Here is a 22,939-nt window from a genome sequence, read left to right on the forward strand (position 1 = left end):
GCGGCATCAATCCAGGATCACCCCGCTTCGCACGCCCGCACGTGGCGGCAGGCTGGGCTCGCCAAGCATGTCGCGCACGGCGTCTTCAATCGTGTTGGAGAGCGCGTTGAGCGCGAGGTCGTTGTCTTCCGTGCCGAACGGGTCTTCGAGCTGCGAGGCAATGGCCTCGTGCGCCATGAAGGTGTACGCCACGAACACCGCAAACACGGGCGTGAAGCTGCCGATGCTTTCCACCAGCCCGAACGGCAGTGCCGCGCAGAAGAAGTACACCGTGCGGTGGATCATGACGGAGTACGCAAACGGCAGCGGCGTGCCGGCAATGCGCTCGCACCCGCCGATGCTGTTGGACAGCTCGTTCAGGTTGCGATCGAACGCCAGGGCGGCATACCCATCGAGTGCGCCGGCTTGCGCGCGACGCTGCACCCATTCACTCAACCACTGCACAATGACGATGGGCCGGTAGCGCGAGGCCATCACGCGTTCGAGCAACGGCGCAGGCAGGCGCGCGGCGAGGTCTTCGCGCGCATCGGTGTGGCGCAACTGATGGCGCAGCGCGTGCGGCAGCGCACCGAGCACCTGCGCGAACTCGCGCACGTCGGCATCGGCCACGGCACCGTTCATGCCATTCGGGCCATCGCCACGCGGCAACGTCAGTGCCTGGCGCGTGAGTGAGCGCGCCGTGTTGAGCAACTGGCCCCAGAGCTTGCGCGCCTCCCAATAGCGGTCGTAGCTCGCGTTGTTGCGAAAGCCCAGGAACACCGCCAGCGCAATGCCGACGAGCGAGAACGGCGTCGTGCTCAGGTTGACCGAGATGGGCAGCAGGTGCGCATGCACCGCAATGGCCACCAGCGACACGAAGAAGATCAGGAACAGGCGCGGCAAAAGCTGCGGCAGCACCGAACCGCGCCATGCCAGAAGCATGCGGAACCAGTGCAGATGGGGGCGGACAACCATGGGGAGGGTGAGGCGGGAGCTGGAGTGGCTGCGATTATCGCAGAGCACCCCGGGCGTCTGACACCCGTGTTGGGGTGCATTTACGCTACGTGCGGCTCGGCGCCGAGTTGCGCGGCGCAATGCCGGGAGGCGCGCGCCAGCATCACGGCGGATGCATTGCCTGCACGCAGGACATGCCCTGCGGCGGCAGGCAGTATTTTATGGTTCGATTATTTTCAAATACCGATCAACCAAGATTTTAAAAACCCAGCGCATCGAACATACAAAACGCAAATCGGCGCAAAACGAACGCTCTCGTTTTACGCCAACCTATGCGGAACCCCCCTTTTCAGGATTCCGCACGATCAAGCCTGCAGAAAATCAGTTGGTGGCGGTGTAGCCGCCCTTGGTCCAGCTGTTGCCGTCCCAGCACCACTCGGTGGTATTGCTGCCGCTGGTTGCATACACGCGGATATGGATAGCGCTGCCGACCAGCCAGCTGGTGACGGAGACGTTATCGCCGGGCTCGTTGAAAGCGCCCGTGTACCACCCCTTCCCGTCATAGCAACGCTCGGTGATCTTGCCACCATTGGCCGTGTACACACGGATCGACGGCACTGTCCCCCACGACGTGGCAGCGGTCTGAACGTTCGACATGTTTTATCTCCAGAATGTGATTTCAATATCAACGCAGCAAATGCGGTGCGATTTTCACGGCATTTACTTCGGCCCAAATTCAGGGCTTCGGTAGCATAAGCAAATAAAATTCCAGCCGCCGCTGAGATATATGAAGTACAGATGGAGAGAAAACTTACTGAACAGATTACCGATTTGGCGCCCTAACCATTATGTTGAGCGCACCAACAAAATAGTCAGAAGGCACCAGGTGGGACGATTAGAAACGGCCTAATCCTAAATGGCTGCAAGAGGTGGCATAGGGCCGCCTACTGCACCGCCCCAATGAACGCTGCCAGCTCCGCCGTCTGGGGGTTGGCAAACACCTCCTTGGCCGGCCCGCTTTCATGGATCAGCCCCTGATGCATGAACACGAGCTGATCGCCCACGTCACGCGCAAAGCGCATCTCGTGCGTGACCATGATGAGCGTCATGCCTTCGGCCGCCAGTTGCTTCACCACGGCCAGCACCTCGTTCACCAGTTCAGGGTCCAGCGCGGAGGTGATCTCGTCGCACAGCAGCACCTTGGGCTGCATGGCCAGCGCCCGCGCAATGGCCACGCGCTGCTGCTGGCCGCCGCTGAGCTGGTCTGGGTACGCATCGAACTTATCGGCCAGGCCGACCTTGACGAGCATCTGCCGGGCGAGGTCGTTGGCATCGGCTTTCTTCATGCCCTTGACCACCACGGGCGACAGCGCCACGTTTTCGCCCGCCGTCAGGTGCGGAAACAGGTTGAACTGCTGAAACACCATGCCCACGTTCAGGCGCAGCGCGCGCAGTTGCGCGGGCGTGGCCTGCGAGCCCTTGAGCACCGCGTTGTCGACAACGATCTGGCCGTCGTCGATGGCCTCCAGCCCGTTGATGGACCGCAGCAGCGTGCTCTTGCCCGAGCCGCTGCGCCCGATGATGGCGACCACCTGGCCGCTTTCAACGCGCAGGTCGACGCCCTTGAGAACGTGGTTGTTGCCGTAATGCTTGTGTACGGCGCAGAGATCAACGAGCGGCATAGAGCTTCTTTTCCAGATGAGAGGCACAGAGAGACAGCGGCCAGCACAGCGCGAAGTACGCAACGGCCACCAGCCCGTAGATAAGGAACGGCTGGAAGGTGGCATTGGCCAGCACCGAACCCAGCTTGGACAAGTCTTCAAACCCGATGATGGAGGCCACCGCCGTGCCCTTGACGATCTGCACGGAGAAACCCACGGTGGGCGCAATCGACAGGCGCACCGCCTGCGGCAGCACTACGTGACGCATCTGTTGGAAGTAGCCCATCGCCAGGCTGGAAGACGCCTCCCACTGGCCGCGCGGGATGGCCTCCACACAGCCGCGCCACACCTCGGCCAGATAGGCGCTGGTGTATAGCGTCAGGCCGATGGCGGCGGCAGTCCAGGGCGACATGTCGAACCCCGCCATGGACGCACCAAAGAACACGATGAACATCTGCATGAGCAGCGGCGTGTTCTGAAAGAGCTGGATGTAAGCCTTGCTCACGCGCCGGAGCGTGGCGTTGCGGCCCACGCGGGCAAACAGCACCACCAGGCCGGCCGTGCCGCCCAGCGCAAAGGCCATGAGCGACAGCATGAGCGTAGCGAGCAGCCCTTCCCCCAGCTTGAGGAGAATGGGCAACAGAGGGATGTCGGAGATCATGCTGCACTTCCGGTGGTGGTCGCTGCGTTGGTGGTGGCAAGCGGTGCTGCCGATGCTGCAGGCGCGCGACGCCCCACGACAAAGCGCTGCCCGATCCAGGCCAGCAACTGACGCAGCAACAGCGCCAGCGCAAAGTACAGCGCCGTCACCACCAGGTAGGTTTCAAACGCGCGGAAGTTGCGCGACTGGATGAAGTTGGCGGCAAAGGTCAGATCCTGTGCGGCAATCTGCGAGACGACCGACGTACCCAGCATCACGATCACGATTTGGCTGCTCAGCGCCGGCCACACCTTCTGCAACGCCGGGCGTAACACCACATGCCGGAAGATGGCCCAGCGGCTCATTGCCAGCGCATTGGCTGCTTCCAACTGGCCGCGCGGCGTTTCTTGAATGCCCGCACGCACGATCTCGGTGATGTACGCACCCAGGTTGACCACCGCCGTGAGCAACGCCGCCTGCCATTCGTTGATCTGCACACCCAGCGAGGGCAAACCGAAGAACACGAACATCAACTGCACCAGGAACGGCGTGTTGCGGATGCCCTCCACATACACCTTGAACAGCGCATTGAACGGAGCGATGCGCCAGGCGCGGCACACACCGCCGGCAATGCCGATGGCGCCACCGAGCACCGCGCCCGCCGCCGTGAGCGCGAGCGTAAAGGCCGCGCCCTGCGCGAGCTGGCCGCTGTAACTGAAGACAGCGCCAAAGTCGAATTGATAAGCCATGGAGGTCATCCGTGGCCCGGCACACCTAAGCGCGCGCCGGGCCTGTGTTGCGAAGGCGTGCGCGGTTCTTACATCTTTGCCGGCAGCGGCATCTTGATCCAGCGCTGCGACAGATCGTTCAGGCGGCCGTCCGTCTTCAGCTTGGTAATGATGGCGTTCACCTTGTCCAGCAGCGCGGGCTCGCCCTTGGCCACCCCCACGTAGCACGGCGTGTCTTCCACGGGGAACTTCACGTCGAGCTGGCGCAGCTTCGTGCGCTCGTTCACCGCGTTGGCAACGATGTTGCCCAGCGTGACCAACTGCACCTGACCGATCAGGTAGCTCTGCGCGGTGGCGTTGTTGTCTTCATAGCGTTTGATGGTGGCCGAGGCCGGAGCCAGCGCAGAGAGGGCCAGGTCTTCCGTCGAGCCGCGCGTGACGCCAATCGTCTTGCCAGCCAAGTCAGCGGGCGCCTTGATCGACGCCTCCTTCGGGCCGTACACGCTCTTGGGGAACGGTGCATACGCCTGCGAGAAGTCGATCACCTTGGCGCGCTCGGCGTTCTTACCCAGGCTGGAGATGACCACATCCACCTTGCCCGTGGTCAGGAACGGAATGCGGTTGGTGCTGGTCACGGGCACCAGCTCTGCCTTGACGCCGAGTTCCTTGGCGATGAGGCCGGCCATGTCGATGTCATAGCCCTGCAGCTTCAAGTCCGGACCGAGCGAGCCGAACGGCGGGAAGTCATTCGGGATTGCCACGCGGATCACGCCGGCCTTCTGGATGTTGGCCAGCGTATCGGCATGGGCCGGGCGGCCCGGCAACAACGCGACAAGCGCGCTGGCCGCCATGACGGCGTGGAAGAAGGTGCGGCGCGAGGCATGACGCGACAGGTGCAGAGCAAGGGTGCGGATCATTCAAAAAACTCCTTCAGGAAATTCAGGAAATCGAGGCGAGGCGAAAGGAAACCGGTTCGTGCTGCATGGGTTCGGGCGTGGCGGGCGGCGCGCTCAAGTCGATGCCGCTGCGGCGCGCGGCCGACAACAGATGCGCGCGCATGGCCTCTGCGCTGGCGACGGCATCACCCGCGGCAACGGCCTGCACGATGGCGTCGTGCTCGTGCGCGGGGTGGTCGTCTGCGCCGTTGCGGGCAAAGGGCAGGCGCAGGCTGTGGCCAATGGCGTGCTCCAACTGGCCGGCCATCGCCATCAACCCCGGGTTGCCGGACAACTGCGCGAGCAGCACATGGAAGTGCAAGTCCGCCTCTGCCGCGCTCAGCAAATCATTGCGCTCCAGCGCATGGGCCAACTGCTGCTGCAGCCACTGCAGGTGGCGCAGGCCGGCGGCATGCATGCGCGCGGCGGCCAGCGCCGTCCAGCCGGGCTCCAACACCAGACGCAGCTCAATCAACTGACGCGGCGACAACGTGCCCAGCGCCGGCGTGGCAAACGGCCGATGCATGCGCTCGGCACTGGCCCGCTCTGCGCCAAACTTCTGGCCGCGCACCACCACGCCACGGCTGGGGAGGATGTCGACCAGGCCCAGCGTCTCAAGCACCGTCAGCGCCTCGCGCAACGACGCGCGGCTCACGCCCAGCGTTTCCGCCAGCTCACGCTGCGGCGGCAGGCGGCTGCCACTGGGGTAATCGCCGCTCAGGATGCGTTGCTGGAGTGCTTGCGCGACGGAGGAAGGAATGCTGTGCATGGGCCGAAGTTTGGGAAAGACACGGTCGTGGTCTGACCGGTCGCCCACGGCTTATGCGAGTTTTGTGCCATGCAGCATCCAGCGGTATTCTTGGCTGTGCTGCGGGTGGGTGGTTGCCTGGGCTGTGCGCTTGGGCGAGGCGTGCGCTGGGGGGTGCGTGGGATTGGGCGCTTGGAGTTGGTGCGGGGTGCACCGGTTTGGGACGTGTGGGGAGATGGGAGCAGCGCGCTCCAACTAGCGTTGCACCTGTGGCAGGGCGGCGCGGCTATATTGCTTCACCAGAAACGTGACCTCGATGGACGACGTAGACAACTCAGGCGCATGGCGACAACTCCGACCTTCTACCCCTACAGCCCAGAGCCGCATCGGGGCATCGCGCAGTCAGCGCCAGTTGCGCAGGATGTCATCAAGCTGGCGATCGACGCCGATGAGGCGCAAGCGTGGTTTTCAGAAACGCATGCGTGCCAACGGCTGCGGGAATTGTTTCCGGCCGCCATCGCGTTTTTGATTGAGGATGATTACCTGGGCGAGAAGCACAAGGCGTCGATCGTGCAGGAGCTGGCGCCGGCGAAGGTGACGTGGGAGCCCGGGTATCGGATTGATGGGCGTCACGGGCGTTAGTGAATCTGCGCGCTGCCACGCATGCCGGCCATCGATGGCCAGTGCGGAGCGCGCCGGAACCACCACCTCAATCTCCGTTGGCACCCCCACCCGTCACGAGAATGGGCCGATCTCGTTATTGGCTTTCGCCGGCCCGCTTTATGGGAGAGCATTGCCCACGTTTCATGGCTGATCTGGCGATCAGCCATGCCCAGACACCACAGTGAGCTGCCCACTGCTGCTGCGGGCGACAAAGACGTAATGCGGGTCTGGTAGATCGGGAAGCAAGATGGGCGTCTCTTTCCGGACATCGTCTTTCGAGAACGTCGGAGAGTCGAAGTCAAAGTCGAAGTTCATGGAGATATCGAATGTCGCCTCTCCGGTGCTTGGGACGATGGTGATGCCCCATACAGCCAAGCGCGCACCTTCGCGTTGCGACATGTCGTGCTGGCGCCAGAATTCCGGAATGACGGTTCGCGAGTAGTCCTCGGCCATGGCAACAGCGTCTGGCATTGCAGCCCAGATGTCGGGCAACAACGCTTCTGCTTTATCCGCACACTGTTGGCAACCGGTGTGATGCCGGCAGACGACCCAGACCAGCCTGGTGCCGATTTGGTATTCCGACCGGAAGTTGCCATTGCGGTCGGCATAGGTGCCGAGTGGGCTTTCTTCTTTTAGTGAAGGGTTCATGTGTGAACGGAGCCTGCGTTGCGCAACGACTAGCGAAGAGGCTTGCCGATTCTGGTGTGTCGATCAAAGGAGTAAACGTGCTCCCGCGGCTGTTCTGAACACCTACCAACAAGCCTGCCGGGAAACTCTCTTTTGCCGTCGGCCAAGTGAACGGTCTCACCGCAGACAGCGCATTTGGCCGAGTAACGCACCAACCGCAGCACGCGATACGGCTCATCATCGGCGGGCCGCTCTCGGGCCAGTTCCAGTTGAACATTGAGTTCGGTAAATCCGACCATCACGTCCGGCGCCATGATCAGGCGAAGGTCTGCCAAGTCGGAGAAGGGCTTTAGTACCGAATAGCCGACCCAAGACACCATCAAGGCGAACAGCACCCAGACAGCGACGTCTTTGGCGGACGATGACACCCTCGGGTTGTTCAGGGCGAGCCAAGTCAGCAGCAGTGCGCCGCCGACGGCTAGGAGGACGAGAACACCGAAAGCGATGAAGCTTGTGCGCCGCCACCCTTTTAAGGGGAATCCTTTCTTGAACAGCGGACGGGCCCAGAACGCCGGCTTCAACGTGAGTTCTTGAACGTAGGTGATCTCCCCCCGCTGGGGCGTTACGACAGGGTTGTCGCTCTGCGGCAGAGATAAGAACTCAATGCTGTATTCCGAGCTATTGCCCGCCCCTCCTGCCCCCGGTGTCTTTTTGGGCCACGCGTAGATATTGGTGCCCGCTTGCCGTGCTACGTCTTGAATGCCCGTCCGGCGTTCTGCAAGGGACTGCTCCAGCGCCTTCCAAACCTTCGACAACCATGCCGTTGCGCCATCTGGTCCGACCTTCTGGTCGACTAAGTCGGCGATGTTCGCCGAGTTGTACTTGGCAATCGGCTGCCCCTTTTCGAGCCGTTCCAACGATGCTTGCGCAAGAGCCCGAGCCACGGCGAGCGCTTTGGTCTCGCGATCGAACTGCTGATGGAATGCCAGGAAGGCTTGGAGCGCGGCGACCTGTTGCGCCTGCTCCGCGTCCAACTCGTTGATTTCAAAGCCGGAATTTCCCTGCACCAGTGTTTCGTTCATGGTTGGAGAGTGTTTTTTGCGCCCGGCCGCTCCTAGCCTGACCCCGTCATTCACACGGAGGTCGACATGTTGCAAGGAAATGGGCAATGGATGTTTCTGATTCTAGGGGTGCCTGTCTACGCACGAAATTTACCGTTCAGAAGCATGACGGTATTTCATCCGTACAACGAATCAGTGAGGAGGATGGTGGAGCCAGTCTGCCGGGGGAAGGGGCACTGGCGCGCCGAGTACAAGAACTGGCTGATCTTTGACCAGTTTCGGGATGCCGTTCTTGAAGAGTTAGGGAGGTTGGAACGCCAATAGCGCCGCTGTGACGGCGGGCGTGCGAATTGCCTGCGGCGTTCTGGAAAAGCGCTGGCATTCCCGCCCGTCACGGGAATGCGTCAATCTGTTTTTACTGGCTGTAGCCACGCCGCTCTATGGCGGCTAATACGTCCCACGTTTGCGGATCGACATCGCGGCCCCCGAGCGACATCGACACGTATGCATCAATCGCATCCACAAAGCCTTTGATGAAGGCCGGCGGAAATGCGTGCGCGGACAGATGTTGAAGCTGCTCGCGCAGCATGCCCGGGCGGCATTGGCCGTGCGTGCGCATGGCGGTGCGCGTGCGCTTGAGATACGCCTGCGCTGCGATGGCGCCGTTCAGGTAGGTGCGGTTCTTGGTGAGCCTGCCTGTGTCGGATGACGTGGGCGCGTGCGTGGGTGGTTCGGGTGGAGATGGGTAGGACGCGGGGCGGTGCCCGCTTTGAGAACTTGGCATGAAGCCTCCACAGGAATTGAAGAGGCCTGCCGCTCATCGCCAGATGAGGGGTGGCGGGCCTGACGGCGGGGCTGGCGAACCGGCTCCTGTGGCGCCGGCAGACCCGAAGGTCTCCCCGCCCGGCCCGCCATGAACTGGCTTGCGCGAGCGAACGCAGCACGTCGCGCGAGGCGACATGCATTCACAGGAAATACTTCAGACGGATCGCCAGACCCGGCTGCCGTTGGTGCGGCAGCGCTGGGGATTATACGAAAGTGAAGTCCAAAAGCAGCCCCTTATTTCCCGCACGAAAAGTGACGGCGGCTTGATGCCGCAGGGCTTGAGCAACTGAGAGCACCGCTCTGTGCGGACTAGCGTGACATAAAATGGGCACAAAAATTTACAGCCAGTCCGGGGGGATTGCATGCTGCCCAATGAGGATCAAGACACCGTTCAGCAGACGGCTGCAACGGCAATGGAGATTCCCGAGTTCGTCGTCGGGAAGGCCTACAACCGCAGAAAAGAGATCACGGGAAAGTTCGGAGGCAGCGGCCAAAGCGGCATAGCACCCTCCCGACTGTCGCCCGCCGTCTTTCTTTTTACGGGGACAGGCGAACAGCACGGCTACAAGGACGAATTCGACGAGTTCGGTCACCTGCTTTACGTTGGTGAGGGGCAGCTCGGCAATATGAAGATGAGCAAGGGCAACCTCGCCATCGCTTCTTACGCGAAGGACGGCCGCGCACTGCATGTCTTTCAGATGACCGGCAAAGGGAAGCCATGCGTGTACTTGGGCGAGTTCGCCTGTGATTCGCACTTCTTCAAACGAGACGCAGACCGCGATGGAAACGAACGCGATGTGATTGTGTTCCGGCTGATGCCGGTATCGAACACGCTGCGTCGCGAACTGGACGATCTGCCGGATCAAGACGACAACAGAGCGACGAAGGCCGAGAGCCAGCCAGGGGACCTGTCGACGTTGAGGCAAGCGGCGATTGCTGCATGTCAGCCCGGCGGGCCCATCGCCGACGCGAAAGAGACTGTCCGGATCGCATACCAGCGCAGTGCCCGCGTTAAGCGATATGTCTTGGCGCGGGCGCAGGGCCACTGCGAACTTTGCGAGGCGCCGGCACCGTTCAATCGCAAAAGCGACGGCACGCCGTATCTCGAACCGCACCACATCAACAGGCTTTCCGATGGCGGCCTAGACCACCCGAAGTACGTCGGCGCGATCTGCCCCACGTGTCACCGCCTCATCCACTTTGGCGAGAATGGCCAACACCGAAACGACGAGCTGCGCGCCCGCATCGCGGCAAAGGAAGCGCCGTTCGCGGGCGGAAACGGTCAATAGCTTTCCGTCAGCGCCGCGTCGTCGACTGTCTGACGCTAGCGCTCCACCATCAGACCGTGGAGCGCCACACTCGAAGAGTCGCACTTGAGCCTAAAACGGTGAAGTCCGACCCTCTGACGGTCGAGCTTCACCCTCAAACACTGAAGTCTCACTGTCTGAGGGTGGCGGTTATCACCCTCGAACACTGAAGCGCCAGTGTTTGAGCCTCGCGCTCCACCGTTAGACACTGAAGCGCCACAGTTTGGGAGTCAGGCTCGACTCTCAAACACTCGAACTCCACTGTCCAAGAGTCGAACGTCACCCGCCAACACTGAACAAAACAAGCGGCGACCGAGCGGTTTCCTTCGAAGCACGCCGGTCCAATTGTCAAATGTCGCTGCTTGCATTGCTACCAAGGCAACGGCGCGCCAATCTCGCCCGGTTGTGCCAATCGGCATAACGTTGCCAACCATAAGGATTGCAATGTCACAAAACCTGATTTCGTTTCAGCCAAGCGCTGCTGACCTGACCGCCGTCGACGCCGCACTGAAGACACTGGAAGAGAAGCTTGCTGGTCTGATCGATTTGTCGATCGAGCAACGCAGCACGCTCATGAAGATGGGCGACAAGTCGGAAGCGTTCTGCCGTAAAGCCGTGGAGGTGTTGGGTAATAACCCCGGCGTCTTGCCCGCTAACTTCAACCTTGCGGAACTGCGGCGTGACCTGGCCGGCTTTGACACGCTGCGGCCTCGTTTGGTCCGCGTTGAAAAGCTCTACGAAAAGATGCGCGATTCGCAGTTGGCCCTGGGTAGCGATTTGATGACGGGTTCGCTGGAGGGGTATGCCTTCCTGAAGGTTGCGGGTAAGGGGGAAGGGTTGGATACGGCTCGGCAGGCGTTGTCGGCTCGGTTTAGCCGGGGGCCGCGGAAGAATGCCGAGGAAGCTGCGCAGTGAGGTGATGGCTTGTTGATAGTTTGAAAGGAGCCGCCCGTGGGGCGGCTTCTTTCGTTTGGAGCCCCCGAGACTCCTAACATTGGGAATTGACAGGCTGCCGCCCGGATCGCTCGGCAGCGTAGGTCTCCGCATGGCTCAGTACGAGAACAAGGCGGTCGATAGTCTGGGTCGCGCCAAGTATTTTCATTGCACCGAGATAGAACAACAGTAGGACCAACGCCCCCGCACACCAGAACGTCGCGAACTGGCTGCTCTCATACATTTTGGCGAGGGCGACAAGCGTAGACGCCACCAGGGGTAGAAGGCCAATCTTCTCAAGCGCTCCGACCCCCATGCCGATGCGCGACCTCACGTCTTGGCAACCGGCCTGTAGATAAGCTTTGGCAAACTCGATTTGGTTGGCATCGAACTCTGCACCAATCCGCTGGGCCAGACGATAACGCTCAGCAATGCGCGGTTCCGCTCCTGTCAGCGCATCGATTTCGAATCGCTTCAGCATATGCAATATCTCTCTACCGCCAAAGACCGTGAAAACCACGGACCAAGCCGTCCCGCCACCTAGTGCCGCCATAGAGGCCCATACCAACCATGCCTCGTTCGAGTGCCGTTCGTAAAGCGCAAACAAGCCCAAGCCAAGCAATGCCAGGAGAAAGCCCAGGGCGGCGGACAGTGTTTGCCTGCGGGAGAGCTTGTCGTCCTCTGTAATGTCAGCCGCCTTCAGGGCCGCGATGAGGCGCGTGACGGGGCTGTGATTTGGGGGCGTGCGCTGAGAATGGAGAGGCGAGTTTTGCATATACAGACCACGTTCAAAAGGTGGCTGAAAAATACCCCGTTTTGCTGGGGTGACAGACAAAGCGATCGGGGTAGCATTTCCATCGATTGACGATTTCCCAGCAATCGCGATCAATATGTGTGTTCACATAGTTATGCGAACGGAAAATGCACATCCAAACCAACCCTTCCTACTTGTCCGCTCTTTTAAATGTTATACCTAGACCGAGTAAATCTGCATTTGCATTCGAATAGCACGAGCTAAACCGTCGAGATTTCCGTACAAGCTCTTACTGGTCACATTCATCTTTCTAAGCAACGCAAATATTCCCTCATAAAGCTCGTGGGCGATGTGAATTTTAAAAAAAGAAACATCTTTATATAAGGAATTTTCCAGAACATCCTTTATTCGAACCCCTCTGTCCCCCGACAGAAGAAAACAACCCGCCTGCCGATCCAAACGCGCATTTAGCTGCTTGGGTTCTGTGACCCAAGCAATAGGGTACGAGAATCTATCGACAATATCCTCAAACACCCCATCCTGTTTCGCATAAAGCGATTCCCTCGTCTCCCTAAACCCATTATCCTTAGACTTAATGTGGATAATTGATCGATCCATCACACCAGAGTAATCAATAGCGAATATCGATAAATCCGCCTTACTTTGAGGAGCATATGCCTCAAGCGCAAAATACAGCGCTATATACGGACTTTCTGTGAAGTCCAGCAGTCTCGTCGGGACCCCGTAGTGCTGCATTACGGAAAGCCAAGCCAACTTAGAAGTGGGCTCAACGTTTTCGCGATCGTACAAATGAAATTTCGATTGAAACTGAGAAATTGAAAACTCCTCAAACTTCCTAGCCTCCTCCGCCGACCATCTTGCGCCTATCACTCGCTCAAGAGAAGACGCAAGATCCCAGCTCGCGTCAGCATGCCCTCGAAAAATAAAGTTATTGGGAAATTCATTGAGCCTCCTAATTAACTCATCAATCGAATCAACCCTGATCTCGTTCATCTCTTCTTACCCTATTATATGTATCGGACAAATCCTTTAACACCGCATCCGGATAGTGCTCATTTTCGTCATATCGACGCTTTATAGGGTCACCCTTCAAATTTATTGTTATCGGCTTTTGATTTTTGCTTTTCGTAATTCGCGCGGATGCTTCGTTCCCGGTAGCAGCGGTACTTCTTGTTACCTCAACTAAAACCTCTCGATTGAGATCCTCTCCTTGTATTTGTGTCTTTCCTCGCTCCCCGCTTGCCGCTTGAAGATACACCGCCAATGGCTTTTGGAAATACTCATCCGCGTCAAACGGATTCGGACCGTGGAACGTCGCCGCAAACCGCGTTACTCTATGCGCAGTATTGAGAGCACGCAAAAATCCTTCCGGGTCAGGTATAGGGTGCACCTCTACCGCAATGTTGTTTTGTACTATCACCTTACTCGTTGATAGCAATTGCTCTACACGAGCCGCAACACCCTTCGCCGATTGTGCCAACGAAGTTTTCTTCGCAATGCCCAAGATTCCAATTCTGGCATCGAACACGCAATGCGTATAAGGGCTTGCAGCCAACTCCTCCTCGAGGAAGTTACCGCTTTCTTCGTCGAATTTCTCGATCGTCGAGTTGGTTGTTCGTCCAACAGCAAAGTATCCGGTATCTGGAGTGAAGTATTGGATATTCCCGATATGCCAGGTGTAGCCCTTGCGCAGCTCTGCGGACGGCTTCTCGCTTAGCGCTGACAAGAACAAATCCCTTGGCGTCACTTGGGCATCAAAAAGAGATATTTGGAGAGGCTTTACAAATTTCGCGCGAAACAAGCTGTATTCAACTGAGGCCATGGCTCTATAGTTTTTCAACCCGAAAGAATATCGCTCCGTCACGAGCGAAACCTGGATGATGTTACTTTCCCCTCGAAGCGTTCTACGCTTGGTCAACGAGAATTGACTTTCGTGTATGTAAATTATTTTCGCTCTGCCTCAGAGAATATTCGAAGAGTCCGCCATCCCGCACCCCTCGTTCGAGTTAGCGGCGCGGGAAAGTGGGCGCACGCAATTTTCGCAGGCCCCAGCCTGCCAAAGAAAAAAGCCTGGGGCCAACCGGCCCCAGGCTTTTTTACCCACAAATTCTCCTCGGAAAATCGGAGAGAAAATATTAACTAGTGGGGCATTTCATCCACGTTTTTCCGCCGCTATCAAACATCAATATTCCGCGCCACCAACGCATTACTCTCAATGAAGTTCCGGCGCGGTTCCACGTCATCGCCCATTAGCGTGGTGAAGATCTGGTCCGCGGCAATGGCGTCTTCAATCTGCACGCGCAGCAGGCGGCGCTGGGTGACGTCCATGGTGGTTTCCCACAGCTGCTCGGGGTTCATTTCGCCCAGGCCCTTGTAGCGCTGGCGGCTCACGCCGCGCTCGGCTTCGCTCAGCAGCCACGTCATGGCGGCGTGGAAGTCGGCAACGTTCTGCTCGCGCACCTTGTCGCCGGTGCCGCGGCGCACCTTGGCGCCGTCGCCAATCAGGCCCTGGAAGGTGGCGGCGGTGCCCGACAGGGCGGCGTAGTCTGCGCCGGCCACGAAGTCTGCGTCGATATGGCTGAGGCGCTGGTTGCCGTGCTGGCGGCGCACCACCATGACGCGGTACTTCTCGCTCTTCTCGTCGTACTGCATGAAGGCGTCTGCGGTGGCGCCGCCGTTGGCGTTGCTGGCGTTGCCTTGCATTTCCAGCAGGCGGGCCTTGAGCGTGCGGGCGCTGGCTTCGGCTGCGGCTTCGCTGCTGAGGTCCAGGGCCACGCCTTCGGCAATGGCGCGCAGGGCGTCGGCGTCAATCACGCGAGACAGGCGCTCGATCACGCCGCGGCTGAGCTGGTACTGGCGTGCGAGTTCGGCCAGGGCGTCGCCGGCAATCTCGGTGCCGTCGGCACGCACGAGCACGGCGGTGTCCAGGGCCTGGCGCACGAGGTAGGCGGCCATCTCAACGTCGTCTTTGATGTAGCGCTCTTCCTTGCCGTGCTTGATCTTGTAGAGCGGCGGCTGGGCGATGTACACATGGCCGCGCTCGATGATTTCGGGCATCTGGCGGTAGAAGAACGTGAGCAGCAGCGTGCGGATGTGCGAGCCGTCCACGTCAGCATCGGTCATGATGATGATGCGGTGGTAGCGCAGCTTGTCGAGGTTGTAGTCGTCTTTGCCAATGCCGGTGCCCATGGCGGTGATGAGCGTGAGCACTTCCTGGCTGGAGAGCATCTTGTCAAAGCGTGCGCGCTCGACGTTCAGGATCTTGCCCTTGAGCGGCAGGATTGCCTGGAACTTGCGGTCGCGGCCTTGCTTGGCAGAGCCGCCTGCGGAGTCACCCTCGACGATGAAGAGTTCTGACAGCGCGGGGTCTTTCTCTTGGCAGTCGGCCAGTTTGCCGGGCAGGCCCATGCCGTCGAGCACGCCCTTGCGGCGGGTCATTTCGCGGGCCTTGCGGGCGGCTTCACGCGCGCGGGCGGCTTCAACGATCTTGCCGCAGATGATCTTGGCGTCAACGGGCGTTTCCAGCAGGAAGTCGCTCAGCGCCTTGGCCACAACGTCTTCCACGGGCAGGCGCACTTCAGACGAGACGAGCTTGTCTTTGGTCTGCGAGCTGAACTTGGGCTCGGGCACCTTGACGGACAGCACGCAGGTCAGGCCTTCGCGCATGTCGTCACCCGAGGTGTCGACCTTGGCCTTCTTGGCGATCTCGTTGTCGGTGATGTACTTGTTGATGACGCGCGTCATGGCGGCGCGCAGGCCCGTGAGGTGGGTTCCGCCGTCGCGCTGAGGGATGTTGTTGGTGAAGCAGAGCACCTGCTCGTTGTAGGCGTCGTTCCACTGCATCGACACTTCTACGGCCACACCGTCTTTCTCACCGGTGGCAAAGAAGATGGTGGGGTGCAGCACGGTCTTGTTCTTGTTGATGTACTCAACAAAGCCCTTCACGCCGCCCGAGAAGGCAAAGTCTTCTTCCTTGCCGGTGCGCTGGTCGGTCAGCCTGATGTGCACGCCGTTGTTCAGGAACGAGAGCTCGCGAATGCGCTTGGAGAGGATCTCGTAGTGGTATTCGACGTTGGTGAAGATCTCTTCGTCGGCCAGGAAGTGCACTTCGGTGCCGCGCTTGTCGGTGGTGCCCGACACGCGCAGCGGCGAGACTTCGACCATCTGGCCGTCCGGCGCTTGCACCGTTTCGATCAGGCGGTTTTGCGGAACGCCCTGTGCAAACTCGATGTAATGCACCTTGCCACCCTGGCGAACCGTCACCTTCATCCACTTCGACAGACCGTTCACGCAAGACACGCCAACGCCGTGCAGGCCGCCCGACACCTTGTAGCTGTTCTGGTTGAACTTGCCACCGGCGTGCAGCTCGGTCATGGCGATCTCGGTCGCGCTGCGCTTGGGCTCGTGCTTGTCGTCAAACTTGATGCCGGTCGGGATGCCACGGCCATTGTCGATCACGGAGATGGAGTTGTCCGTGTGGATGGTGACCTGGATCTCGGTGCAATGCCCGGCCAGCGCCTCGTCAATGGAGTTGTCCAGCACCTCGAACACGAGGTGGTGCAGGCCGGTGCCATCCGAGGTGTCGCCGATGTACATGCCCGGCCGCTTGCGTACCGCCTCCAGGCCTTCCAGGATCTGGATCGAGGCGGCGTCATAGCTGTGGGCCTCGGCGGGGGTGGATTGCGGTTTCTGCTCTTCGGTCATGTCGTTCTGCTCGCAGCCATGGGCGTTTTGCGCACACAGCGGGGTTGCTTAAAAACGGCGAAGGGGCGGATCGTCACGATCCAGCCCCTCGTCTTGCTCTGGGTGCAGCGGTGCGTCAAATGCGCATCGGCATGACGACGTACTTGAAGGTGTCGTCGTCCGGCAGGGTGATGAGCGCGCTCGAGTTGGAGTCGCCCAGGCTCACCTGCACTTTTTCGGCCTTGAGGTTGGCCAGCACGTCCAGCAGGTAGGTGACGTTGAAACCGATATCCAGCGCGTCGCCCTGGTAGTCGATTTCGAGTTCTTCCTGCGCTTCTTCCTGGTCAGCGTTGGTGGAGCTGATCTTCAGGACGTTGGTGTCGAGCATGCAGCGCACGCCCTTGAACTTGTCGGTCGTCAGGATGGCCGTGCGTTGCAGCGCGCTCTGCAGGAACGTGCGGTCGATCGTGAAACTGTTGCGGTAACCCTTCGGGATCACGCGCTGGAAATCCGGGAACTTGCCTTCGACCAGCTTGGAGATCAGTTCGATATTGCCAAAGGTGAACTTGACCTGGTTCGACGCCAGTTGCACCGAGACGGGATCGTCCACGTCTTCCAGCAGGCGTTGCAGTTCGAGGATGGTCTTGCGCGGGATGATGACTTCGTGGCGGCCGCCGGCGCCTGCCGGTTGCTCGCCGGTTTCAACGCCGCAATAGGCCAGGCGGTGGCCATCGGTGGCGACGGCCATGACTTGCTTGCCATCGACCACCAGCAGCATGCCGTTGAGGTAGTAGCGGATATCTTGCTGGGCCATCGCGAAGTGCACCATCGCCAGCAGATGCTTGAGCGTCTTCTGCGGCACCGTGATGCGGGCACCGAAATCGGTTGCCTCTGCGACGGTCGGGAATTCTTCGGCGGCCAGCGTCTGCAGCGCAAAGCGGCTCTTGCCGGATTGCACGGTCATGCGCTTGTCGTTGAGCGTGAGGGCGACTTCGCCTTCAGGCATGGCACGCAGGATGTCGACCAGCTTGCGGGCGGCCACGGTGGTGGCCACATCGCCGGTGCCGGCGCCGCAATCGGCGTGCGTGGTGATCTGGATTTCGATGTCGGTGGACAGGAAGGAAACCCGTTCACCTTGCTTGGTGATGAGCAGATTGGCCAGGATGGGCAGCGTGTGTCGGCGTTCCACGATGCCGCTCACGATTTGCAGCGGACGCAGCAGGTTGTCTCGCGAGGTTTTGACCAATTGCATGAAGGCGATCCTTGGCTTGAGAGGTGACACCGCGCGCGCCCCAGCCTGGGCCCACGTGGGCCGGTGCCTGCAGGAGCATTCGCGATTAACCCAAAGTTGTTGTAAATCAAGGGGTTAATCACAAATTATACCGCAAATAAGGGGGCGCTGGATAGCGTCACGCGCGCGGCAAATATGTCTATTGTGCATGAAAAGACGCCCGCATTGGAGCGGGCGTCTATCGAGGCTTGATTCAGGGCGAATGGCGTTGCCATGCGCTCTGCTGACCATCGCGCGGTCAACCCTTGAGCGTTTGCTCCAGCACGTGCAACTCGTGATTGAGCTGGGCGTCCTTGGTGCGCTCGTCGGCGATCTTTCGCACGGCGTGCAGCACCGTGGTGTGGTCGCGTCCGCCGAATAATTCGCCAATCTCGGGCAGGCTCTTCTGCGTGAGTTCCTTGGCCAGATACATGGCGATCTGGCGCGGGCGCGCGATGTTGGCCGGCCGCTTCTTGGAGTACATATCCGCGACCTTGATGTTGTAAAAATCCGCGCAGGTCTTCTGGATGTTTTCCACCGAGATCTGGCGGTTCTGCACCGTCAGCAGGTCTTTGAGCGCCTCGCGCGTGACCTCGATCGTGATCTCTTTGCCGTGGAAGTTGGAGTACGCGAGGATCTTGCGCAGCGCGCCTTCCAGCTCACGCACGTTCGAGCGCAGGTGCTTGGCCACGAAGAAGGCCACCTCTTCCGGCACGGTCACGTTCTCGGCCTGCGCCTTCTTCATCAGAATCGCGACGCGCATCTCCAGCTCGGGCGGCTCGATCGCCACGGTCAGGCCGGAGTCGAAGCGCGAGATCAGGCGGTCATCGATGCCGGTGATCTCCTTCGGATACGTATCGCTGGTGATGATGACCTGCGCGCGGTTGGCGATCAGCGCCTCGAACGCGTAGAAGAACTCTTCCTGCGTGCGGTTCTTGCCCGAGAAGAACTGAATATCATCGATCAGCAGCAGATCGAGCGAGTGGTAGTAGCGCTTGAAATCGTCAAACGCCTTGCGCTGGTATGCCTTCACCACATCGGACACGTACTGCTCTGCGTGGATGTAGCGGATGCGCGCGCGCGGGTTCTCCATCAGCATGAAATTGCCGATGGCGTGGATCAAGTGCGTCTTGCCCAAGCCCACGCCGCCGTAAAGGTACAGCGGGTTGTACGACTTGCCGGGGTTGTTGGCGACCTGAATGGCGGCAGCGCGCGCCAACTGGTTCGCCTTACCGGTGACGAAGTTGTCGAACGTCAGGATCTGGTTCAGCCGCGAGCGCTCGTGCACGGAATCATCCACCGGCGCCTGCGGCGGCGCGGCCAGGCTCGTGACCACGGCGGGCGCTTGCGGCATGCGGTACGACTGGGCACGGACTTCGGCGGCGTCCATCACGGGCACATCGATATCGGCAGCGGTATGGCTGGCCGTTGCGAGCGCGGTTTCGCGATACACGGCCTGCGCGGGGCGCAGATTGGCCGCATCATGCGCGGCACCGTTGCCGCCCGACATGGCCTGTCGCGGTTGAATCTGCTGCGCCCCCAGAGGCTGCATCGGCACCGGCGCGAGCGACGGCTGCAAGGCCGCCTGGCGCTGGCCGGCGGTGGGGTCGAGCACGAACTGCACGTCGACCGTCGCCTCCCAGTAGTCGCACGCAAGCGACTGGATGCGGCCAGAGAACTGGCTCTTGACCCAGTCGAGCTTGAAGCGGTTGGGCGCGGCAATCCGCAGCGTGCACGCCTGCTCGTCGAATGACAGCGGCGTCAGCGGCTTGATCCACGTCTTGAATTGTTGCGGCGTTAGCTCACTCTCAAGCTGAGCAGACGCCGCATGCCAGAAATCCTGCATCGTTATCGTTAGGTGTTTGACCGGCGCCACACGCGTCTGATGACGTCCCCGGGTGGGCCGGCCGCCGGGTCCCTGGCGCTGGCCAGAAACCGGGTGGCTTTCGTTATTGGAACGGGATTGTACCCCTTGCGGAAAGTTATCCACAAAGGATAAGTCTGTGGATAACCTGTGGACCTGCTGTGAGTAGCGGTGGACAACCGATTTTATTGACTCGCCGCAAACCCAATCCCGACAAGGCTTTCCGCAGAGCGCCCCAAGCCGCACAAGGCGTTGGGGACAACTCGTCGACAGGTGGATTAGAGGGACCGGGCGCGCGTTATCCCCAATCAGTTAGGCTTGACAGATGCGGGAAATGCCGCTTAAATGTCGGGTTCTGCGATGCGCAGCAGGGGAGCGCACGCTTGTTCGCGTCAGATGCGGGGCGAGAAACACTTCGTCGCGACTGATCCGGCTTAGGCCCGATGCTCTCGGTGCCCGATGTTCCGGTGACACCCTAGACCTGAACAACACAGCGCACGGCGGTCTGCGTGGGCGATTTCTCTGACTGAATCGACACCAGGCCGCGGGGGCAGCCCTAGGCCCGGCGCGTGCGGCGATGTCCGCACCACCCATTAACAAGAGAGTGCATCATGAAGCGTACTTATCAACCTTCCGTTACCCGTCGCAAGCGCACCCACGGTTTCCGTGTCCGCATGAAGACCCGTGGTGGCCGTGCCGTGCTGAACGCACGCCGCGCCAAGGGCCGTAAGCGCCTGGCCATCTAAAGACGGCCGCGCCGAGGGTGGCGGCTCATGGCCGTTGCCCATGGCTTTGCGGCACGCTGGCGATGGGCCTGCACGCCTACCCCAAAGCCGCAAGGCTGACAAAAACGGATGAGTTTTCATCCGTTTTTGCTTTGCGGCCGGTCCGGCGTAGTCGTCACTTCGTGCTGTATGTGCGCGCCAACGGCAACGTCCAGGCGCGCTTGGGCGTAGTGATCGGCAAGAAATTCGCCAAGCGCGCCGTGGAGCGCAACCTCATCAAGCGTCAGTGCCGCGAGTTGTTCCGCCTACGTCAGCCTCTGCTGGGCGGGCGCGACGTGCTGATCCGTCTGCAGGCCAAGTTTCCGCGCCAGGACGTGCCCACCGTTGCCGCCTTCAAGCGCATCTGCCGCGAAGAGCTGATTCAGCTCTTTGAGGTTGCCACGAGGCCGCTGCCGGCGCCCCCCGCCGCCACACCTTCCCAGCCCACTGCTGGGAGCACGCCATGACGCGCGCGCTGCTGTTTCTGCTGCGCATCTACAAAGTGGCGTTCAGCCCGTTTGTGGGCGCGCAATGCCGTTTCCTCCCGACCTGTTCTGACTACGCGCGCGACGCCGTGCTCACTCACGGGCCGGGTTACGGCAGTTATCTTGCGGCAAAACGTCTATGCCGTTGCCATCCGTTCGCACAAGGCGGGTATGATCCTGTGCCGCACGCCGCTGGCGACGCTGTGCCCCGCTCCAACGATCCCGCATCGACCGACGCGACCGCAGCTGACTCCCAGCCCGCGCGGCCGTCGATTCACCTTCCCAGACCGTAATCCGACATGGATATCAAACGCACCATTCTCTGGGTGATCTTCTCGCTGGCGGTTGTCCTGCTGTTCGACAACTGGCAACGCGCGAATGGCCACCAGTCGATGTTCTTCCCGACGCCGCAAACGGCCACGACGACGGCCGCCGCGCCGGGCAGCACGCCCGCAGGTGACGTGCCGAGCAGCGCCTCCGCGACGGTAGCCACCGGGTCGCAAGCCGCCCCGGCCACGGGCGCCGCTTCGCAGGCACCGGCCTCGGAAAAGATCGTCATCTCGACCGACCTGCTGCGCGCCACCATCGACACCGATGGCGCCATCGTCACCAAGCTGGAACTGCTCAACCAGAAAGACCACGACGGCAACCCGATGGTGCTGTTCGACCGCAGCGTCGAGCGTACTTATCTGGCGCGCTCGGGCCTCATCGGCGGCGACTTCCCGAACCACACGACGGTGTTCACGGCATCGACCGGCCCACGTGACCTGGGCACCGGCAACGACGTGTCGATCACGCTGACGGCCGACAAGGGCGGCGCCAAGCTGGCCAAGACCTACGTCTTCAAGCGCGGCAGCTACGTGATCGACACGCGTTTCGACGTGACCAACGACGGCACCGCGCCGATCAACCCGACGCTGTACCTGGAACTGGCCCGCGACGGCGGCGCTGTGGAGCAATCGCGCTTCTACAGCACGTTCACCGGCCCGGCCGTGTACACCGACGGCGACAAGTTCCACAAGATCACCTTCGCCGACATCGACAAGGGCAAGGCGCACGTGCCGGCCCCGACCGACAGCGGCTGGGTGGCGATGGTGCAGCATTACTTTGCATCGGCGTGGATCCCTGCGGACAACGTCAAGCGCGAGTACTACGTCAACCGCGTCGACACCAACTTCTACCGCATCGGACTCCAGGAGCCGCTGGGCACAGTCGCGCCGGGCTCCAGCGTGTCGGCCACGGCACGCTTGTTTGCCGGCCCACAGCAAGCACGCATGCTCGAGGCCATCACCCCTGGCCTGGATCTGGTGAAGGACTATGGCTGGCTGACCATTGTGGCCAAGCCGCTGTTCTGGCTGCTTGAGAAGATCCACGCGCTGCTGGGCAACTGGGGCTGGTCGATCGTCGCGCTCACGGTGCTCATCAAGCTCGTGTTCTTCCCGCTGTCGGCCACGAGCTATCGCTCGATGGCGAAGATGAAAGACCTGCAGCCGCGCATGACGGCCATCCGCGAGCGCCACAAGGGCGATCCGCAGAAGATGAACCAGGAAATGATGACGCTGTATCGCACCGAGAAGGTCAATCCGCTCGGCGGCTGCCTGCCGATCGTGATCCAGATTCCGGTGTTCATGGCGTTGTACTGGGCGCTGCTGTCGTCGGTTGAAATGCGCGGTGCGCCTTGGATCGGCTGGGTGCACGATCTGTCCACGCCTGATCCGTTCTACATTCTGCCGGTGCTGATGGCCGTGTCGATGTTCGTGCAGACCAGGCTGAACCCGACCCCGCCGGACCCGGTGCAGGCCAAGGTCATGATGTTCATGCCGATCGCGTTCTCGGTGATGTTCTTCTTCTTCCCGGCCGGCCTGGTGCTGTACTGGGTGGTGAACAACTGCCTGTCGATCGCGCAGCAATGGTCGATCAACCGCATGCTGGGCACCAACAAGAAGGCGGCACCCGCCAAGTAAGGCGAATGCGCTTCAGCAAAAAGGGCACCTCCGGGTGCCCTTTTTTTACGCCTGCCTGAAACGCTTCAAGCTT

24 protein-coding genes are annotated in these 22,939 nt (G+C 60.7%); 8 read left to right on the forward strand and 16 right to left on the reverse strand.

Going from position 1 to position 22,939, the window contains the following annotated elements; genetic code table 11:
- Positions 1 to 6: 6 nt before the first annotated feature.
- Positions 7 to 954, reverse strand: coding sequence for a bestrophin family protein (locus BG83_RS0112125; protein ID WP_024976974.1), 948 nt, complete (start codon positions 952 to 954; stop codon positions 7 to 9).
- 151 nt (positions 955 to 1,105) lie between these two features.
- On the opposite strand from BG83_RS0112125, the gene BG83_RS29275 reads away from it, so the two are divergent.
- Positions 1,106 to 1,333 (forward strand): hypothetical protein, encoded by a 228-nt coding sequence (locus BG83_RS29275; protein ID WP_152543695.1) that lies wholly within the window; start codon positions 1,106 to 1,108, stop codon positions 1,331 to 1,333.
- On the opposite strand, the gene BG83_RS0112130 is transcribed toward BG83_RS29275, so the two are convergent.
- The 6 genes from BG83_RS0112130 to BG83_RS0112155 all read right to left on the reverse strand — a co-directional run bounded on the left by BG83_RS0112130 (position 1,315) and on the right by BG83_RS0112155 (position 5,666).
- Complete coding sequence (locus tag BG83_RS0112130; protein WP_024976975.1) at positions 1,315 to 1,590, reverse strand: fucose-binding lectin protein; 276 nt, start codon at positions 1,588 to 1,590, stop codon at positions 1,315 to 1,317. The two genes, BG83_RS29275 and BG83_RS0112130, sit on opposite strands and share 19 nt — an antisense overlap.
- A gap of 287 nt (positions 1,591 to 1,877) precedes the next feature.
- A complete protein-coding gene (locus tag BG83_RS0112135) occupies positions 1,878 to 2,615 on the reverse strand; it encodes an amino acid ABC transporter ATP-binding protein (RefSeq protein ID WP_024976976.1) in 738 nt (245 codons plus the stop codon).
- Positions 2,602 to 3,255: an amino acid ABC transporter permease gene (locus BG83_RS0112140; protein ID WP_037031833.1), complete on the reverse strand. Its 654-nt coding sequence runs from the start codon at positions 3,253 to 3,255 to the stop codon at positions 2,602 to 2,604. Before BG83_RS0112140 ends, BG83_RS0112135 begins: the two co-directional genes overlap by 14 nt.
- Positions 3,252 to 3,983 (reverse strand): amino acid ABC transporter permease, encoded by a 732-nt coding sequence (locus tag BG83_RS0112145; protein WP_024976978.1) that lies wholly within the window; start codon positions 3,981 to 3,983, stop codon positions 3,252 to 3,254. Before BG83_RS0112145 ends, BG83_RS0112140 begins: the two co-directional genes overlap by 4 nt.
- Positions 3,984 to 4,051: 68 nt before the next feature.
- Positions 4,052 to 4,879, reverse strand: coding sequence for a transporter substrate-binding domain-containing protein (locus BG83_RS0112150; protein WP_024976979.1), 828 nt, complete (start codon positions 4,877 to 4,879; stop codon positions 4,052 to 4,054).
- Positions 4,880 to 4,901: 22 nt separating this feature from the next.
- The gene (locus tag BG83_RS0112155) at positions 4,902 to 5,666 is read right to left on the reverse strand and encodes a FadR/GntR family transcriptional regulator (protein ID WP_024976980.1); all 765 of its coding nucleotides are present in this window, start codon (positions 5,664 to 5,666) and stop codon (positions 4,902 to 4,904) included.
- A gap of 321 nt (positions 5,667 to 5,987) precedes the next feature.
- On the opposite strand from BG83_RS0112155, the gene BG83_RS29830 reads away from it, so the two are divergent.
- Entirely contained in the window at positions 5,988 to 6,287 is a 300-nt protein-coding gene (locus BG83_RS29830) for a hypothetical protein (RefSeq protein WP_024976981.1), read from the forward strand.
- 180 nt (positions 6,288 to 6,467) lie between these two features.
- On the opposite strand, the gene BG83_RS0112165 is transcribed toward BG83_RS29830, so the two are convergent.
- From BG83_RS0112165 to BG83_RS0112180, 3 genes are all read right to left on the reverse strand, one after another.
- Positions 6,468 to 6,956, reverse strand: a complete 489-nt coding sequence (locus BG83_RS0112165) for a hypothetical protein (RefSeq protein ID WP_024976982.1) — start codon at positions 6,954 to 6,956, stop codon at positions 6,468 to 6,470.
- Positions 6,957 to 6,985: 29 nt separating this feature from the next.
- Positions 6,986 to 8,017, reverse strand: coding sequence for a hypothetical protein (locus BG83_RS0112170; protein WP_024976983.1), 1,032 nt, complete (start codon positions 8,015 to 8,017; stop codon positions 6,986 to 6,988).
- Positions 8,018 to 8,411: 394 nt separating this feature from the next.
- Positions 8,412 to 8,780 carry a hypothetical protein gene (locus BG83_RS0112180; protein WP_024976985.1) on the reverse strand — a complete coding sequence of 123 codons (369 nt, stop codon included), beginning with the start codon at positions 8,778 to 8,780 and terminating at the stop codon, positions 8,412 to 8,414.
- 403 nt (positions 8,781 to 9,183) lie between these two features.
- On the opposite strand from BG83_RS0112180, the gene BG83_RS0112190 reads away from it, so the two are divergent.
- Positions 9,184 to 10,110 carry an HNH endonuclease gene (locus tag BG83_RS0112190; protein WP_024976986.1) on the forward strand — a complete coding sequence of 309 codons (927 nt, stop codon included), beginning with the start codon at positions 9,184 to 9,186 and terminating at the stop codon, positions 10,108 to 10,110.
- A 462-nt stretch (positions 10,111 to 10,572) separates the two neighbouring features.
- Complete coding sequence (locus BG83_RS0112195; protein ID WP_024976987.1) at positions 10,573 to 11,043, forward strand: hypothetical protein; 471 nt, start codon at positions 10,573 to 10,575, stop codon at positions 11,041 to 11,043.
- 73 nt (positions 11,044 to 11,116) lie between these two features.
- Here the strand turns inward: BG83_RS0112195 and BG83_RS0112200 are convergent, their stop codons facing one another.
- The 6 genes from BG83_RS0112200 to dnaA all read right to left on the reverse strand — a co-directional run bounded on the left by BG83_RS0112200 (position 11,117) and on the right by dnaA (position 19,635).
- Complete coding sequence (locus BG83_RS0112200) at positions 11,117 to 11,950, reverse strand: hypothetical protein (protein ID WP_152543696.1); 834 nt, start codon at positions 11,948 to 11,950, stop codon at positions 11,117 to 11,119.
- Between the two features lie 84 nt (positions 11,951 to 12,034).
- Entirely contained in the window at positions 12,035 to 12,829 is a 795-nt protein-coding gene (locus tag BG83_RS0112205; protein ID WP_024976989.1) for an FRG domain-containing protein, read from the reverse strand.
- Complete coding sequence (locus BG83_RS29280; protein WP_152543697.1) at positions 12,810 to 13,658, reverse strand: hypothetical protein; 849 nt, start codon at positions 13,656 to 13,658, stop codon at positions 12,810 to 12,812. Before BG83_RS29280 ends, BG83_RS0112205 begins: the two co-directional genes overlap by 20 nt.
- A gap of 353 nt (positions 13,659 to 14,011) precedes the next feature.
- Positions 14,012 to 16,540, reverse strand: coding sequence for a DNA topoisomerase (ATP-hydrolyzing) subunit B (gene gyrB / locus BG83_RS0112210; RefSeq protein WP_024976990.1), 2,529 nt, complete (start codon positions 16,538 to 16,540; stop codon positions 14,012 to 14,014).
- A gap of 115 nt (positions 16,541 to 16,655) precedes the next feature.
- Positions 16,656 to 17,771, reverse strand: coding sequence for a DNA polymerase III subunit beta (dnaN, locus tag BG83_RS0112215; protein WP_024976991.1), 1,116 nt, complete (start codon positions 17,769 to 17,771; stop codon positions 16,656 to 16,658).
- 277 nt (positions 17,772 to 18,048) lie between these two features.
- Positions 18,049 to 19,635 carry a chromosomal replication initiator protein DnaA gene (gene dnaA / locus BG83_RS0112220; protein ID WP_024976992.1) on the reverse strand — a complete coding sequence of 529 codons (1,587 nt, stop codon included), beginning with the start codon at positions 19,633 to 19,635 and terminating at the stop codon, positions 18,049 to 18,051.
- Between the two features lie 629 nt (positions 19,636 to 20,264).
- Here dnaA and rpmH point away from each other — a divergent pair.
- The 4 genes from rpmH to yidC all read left to right on the forward strand — a co-directional run bounded on the left by rpmH (position 20,265) and on the right by yidC (position 22,866).
- A complete protein-coding gene (gene rpmH, locus BG83_RS0112225) occupies positions 20,265 to 20,399 on the forward strand; it encodes a 50S ribosomal protein L34 (RefSeq protein ID WP_003262958.1) in 135 nt (44 codons plus the stop codon).
- A 62-nt stretch (positions 20,400 to 20,461) separates the two neighbouring features.
- Complete coding sequence (gene rnpA / locus BG83_RS0112230) at positions 20,462 to 20,884, forward strand: ribonuclease P protein component (protein WP_024976993.1); 423 nt, start codon at positions 20,462 to 20,464, stop codon at positions 20,882 to 20,884.
- The gene (gene yidD / locus BG83_RS0112235) at positions 20,881 to 21,195 is read left to right on the forward strand and encodes a membrane protein insertion efficiency factor YidD (protein WP_024976994.1); all 315 of its coding nucleotides are present in this window, start codon (positions 20,881 to 20,883) and stop codon (positions 21,193 to 21,195) included. The genes rnpA and yidD overlap by 4 nt, the downstream gene beginning before the upstream one ends.
- 6 nt (positions 21,196 to 21,201) lie before the next feature.
- Entirely contained in the window at positions 21,202 to 22,866 is a 1,665-nt protein-coding gene (yidC, locus tag BG83_RS0112240) for a membrane protein insertase YidC (RefSeq protein WP_024976995.1), read from the forward strand.
- The last annotated feature ends 73 nt before the right edge of the window (positions 22,867 to 22,939 follow it).

The organism is Ralstonia pickettii (assembly GCF_000607165.1).
Taxonomy (GTDB): domain Bacteria; phylum Pseudomonadota; class Gammaproteobacteria; order Burkholderiales; family Burkholderiaceae; genus Ralstonia; species Ralstonia holmesii.

Excerpts from the sequence above, each read along its gene's own strand:
- BG83_RS0112125 (WP_024976974.1), bottom strand. The coding sequence starts at position 954 with ATGGTTGTCCGCCCCCATCTGCACTGGTTCCGCATGCTTCTGGCATGG.
- BG83_RS29275 (WP_152543695.1), top strand. The coding sequence starts at position 1,106 with ATGCATTGCCTGCACGCAGGACATGCCCTGCGGCGGCAGGCAGTATTT.
- BG83_RS0112130 (WP_024976975.1), bottom strand. The coding sequence starts at position 1,590 with ATGTCGAACGTTCAGACCGCTGCCACGTCGTGGGGGACAGTGCCGTCG.
- BG83_RS0112135 (WP_024976976.1), bottom strand. The coding sequence starts at position 2,615 with ATGCCGCTCGTTGATCTCTGCGCCGTACACAAGCATTACGGCAACAAC.
- BG83_RS0112140 (WP_037031833.1), bottom strand. The coding sequence starts at position 3,255 with ATGATCTCCGACATCCCTCTGTTGCCCATTCTCCTCAAGCTGGGGGAA.
- BG83_RS0112145 (WP_024976978.1), bottom strand. The coding sequence starts at position 3,983 with ATGGCTTATCAATTCGACTTTGGCGCTGTCTTCAGTTACAGCGGCCAG.
- BG83_RS0112150 (WP_024976979.1), bottom strand. The coding sequence starts at position 4,879 with ATGATCCGCACCCTTGCTCTGCACCTGTCGCGTCATGCCTCGCGCCGC.
- BG83_RS0112155 (WP_024976980.1), bottom strand. The coding sequence starts at position 5,666 with ATGCACAGCATTCCTTCCTCCGTCGCGCAAGCACTCCAGCAACGCATC.
- BG83_RS29830 (WP_024976981.1), top strand. The coding sequence starts at position 5,988 with ATGGCGACAACTCCGACCTTCTACCCCTACAGCCCAGAGCCGCATCGG.
- BG83_RS0112165 (WP_024976982.1), bottom strand. The coding sequence starts at position 6,956 with ATGAACCCTTCACTAAAAGAAGAAAGCCCACTCGGCACCTATGCCGAC.
- BG83_RS0112170 (WP_024976983.1), bottom strand. The coding sequence starts at position 8,017 with ATGAACGAAACACTGGTGCAGGGAAATTCCGGCTTTGAAATCAACGAG.
- BG83_RS0112180 (WP_024976985.1), bottom strand. The coding sequence starts at position 8,780 with ATGCCAAGTTCTCAAAGCGGGCACCGCCCCGCGTCCTACCCATCTCCA.
- BG83_RS0112190 (WP_024976986.1), top strand. The coding sequence starts at position 9,184 with ATGCTGCCCAATGAGGATCAAGACACCGTTCAGCAGACGGCTGCAACG.
- BG83_RS0112195 (WP_024976987.1), top strand. The coding sequence starts at position 10,573 with ATGTCACAAAACCTGATTTCGTTTCAGCCAAGCGCTGCTGACCTGACC.
- BG83_RS0112205 (WP_024976989.1), bottom strand. The coding sequence starts at position 12,829 with ATGAACGAGATCAGGGTTGATTCGATTGATGAGTTAATTAGGAGGCTC.
- BG83_RS29280 (WP_152543697.1), bottom strand. The coding sequence starts at position 13,658 with ATGGCCTCAGTTGAATACAGCTTGTTTCGCGCGAAATTTGTAAAGCCT.
- gyrB (WP_024976990.1), bottom strand. The coding sequence starts at position 16,540 with ATGACCGAAGAGCAGAAACCGCAATCCACCCCCGCCGAGGCCCACAGC.
- dnaN (WP_024976991.1), bottom strand. The coding sequence starts at position 17,771 with ATGCAATTGGTCAAAACCTCGCGAGACAACCTGCTGCGTCCGCTGCAA.
- dnaA (WP_024976992.1), bottom strand. The coding sequence starts at position 19,635 with ATGCAGGATTTCTGGCATGCGGCGTCTGCTCAGCTTGAGAGTGAGCTA.
- rpmH (WP_003262958.1), top strand. The coding sequence starts at position 20,265 with ATGAAGCGTACTTATCAACCTTCCGTTACCCGTCGCAAGCGCACCCAC.
- rnpA (WP_024976993.1), top strand. The coding sequence starts at position 20,462 with ATGGGCCTGCACGCCTACCCCAAAGCCGCAAGGCTGACAAAAACGGAT.
- yidD (WP_024976994.1), top strand. The coding sequence starts at position 20,881 with ATGACGCGCGCGCTGCTGTTTCTGCTGCGCATCTACAAAGTGGCGTTC.
- yidC (WP_024976995.1), top strand. The coding sequence starts at position 21,202 with ATGGATATCAAACGCACCATTCTCTGGGTGATCTTCTCGCTGGCGGTT.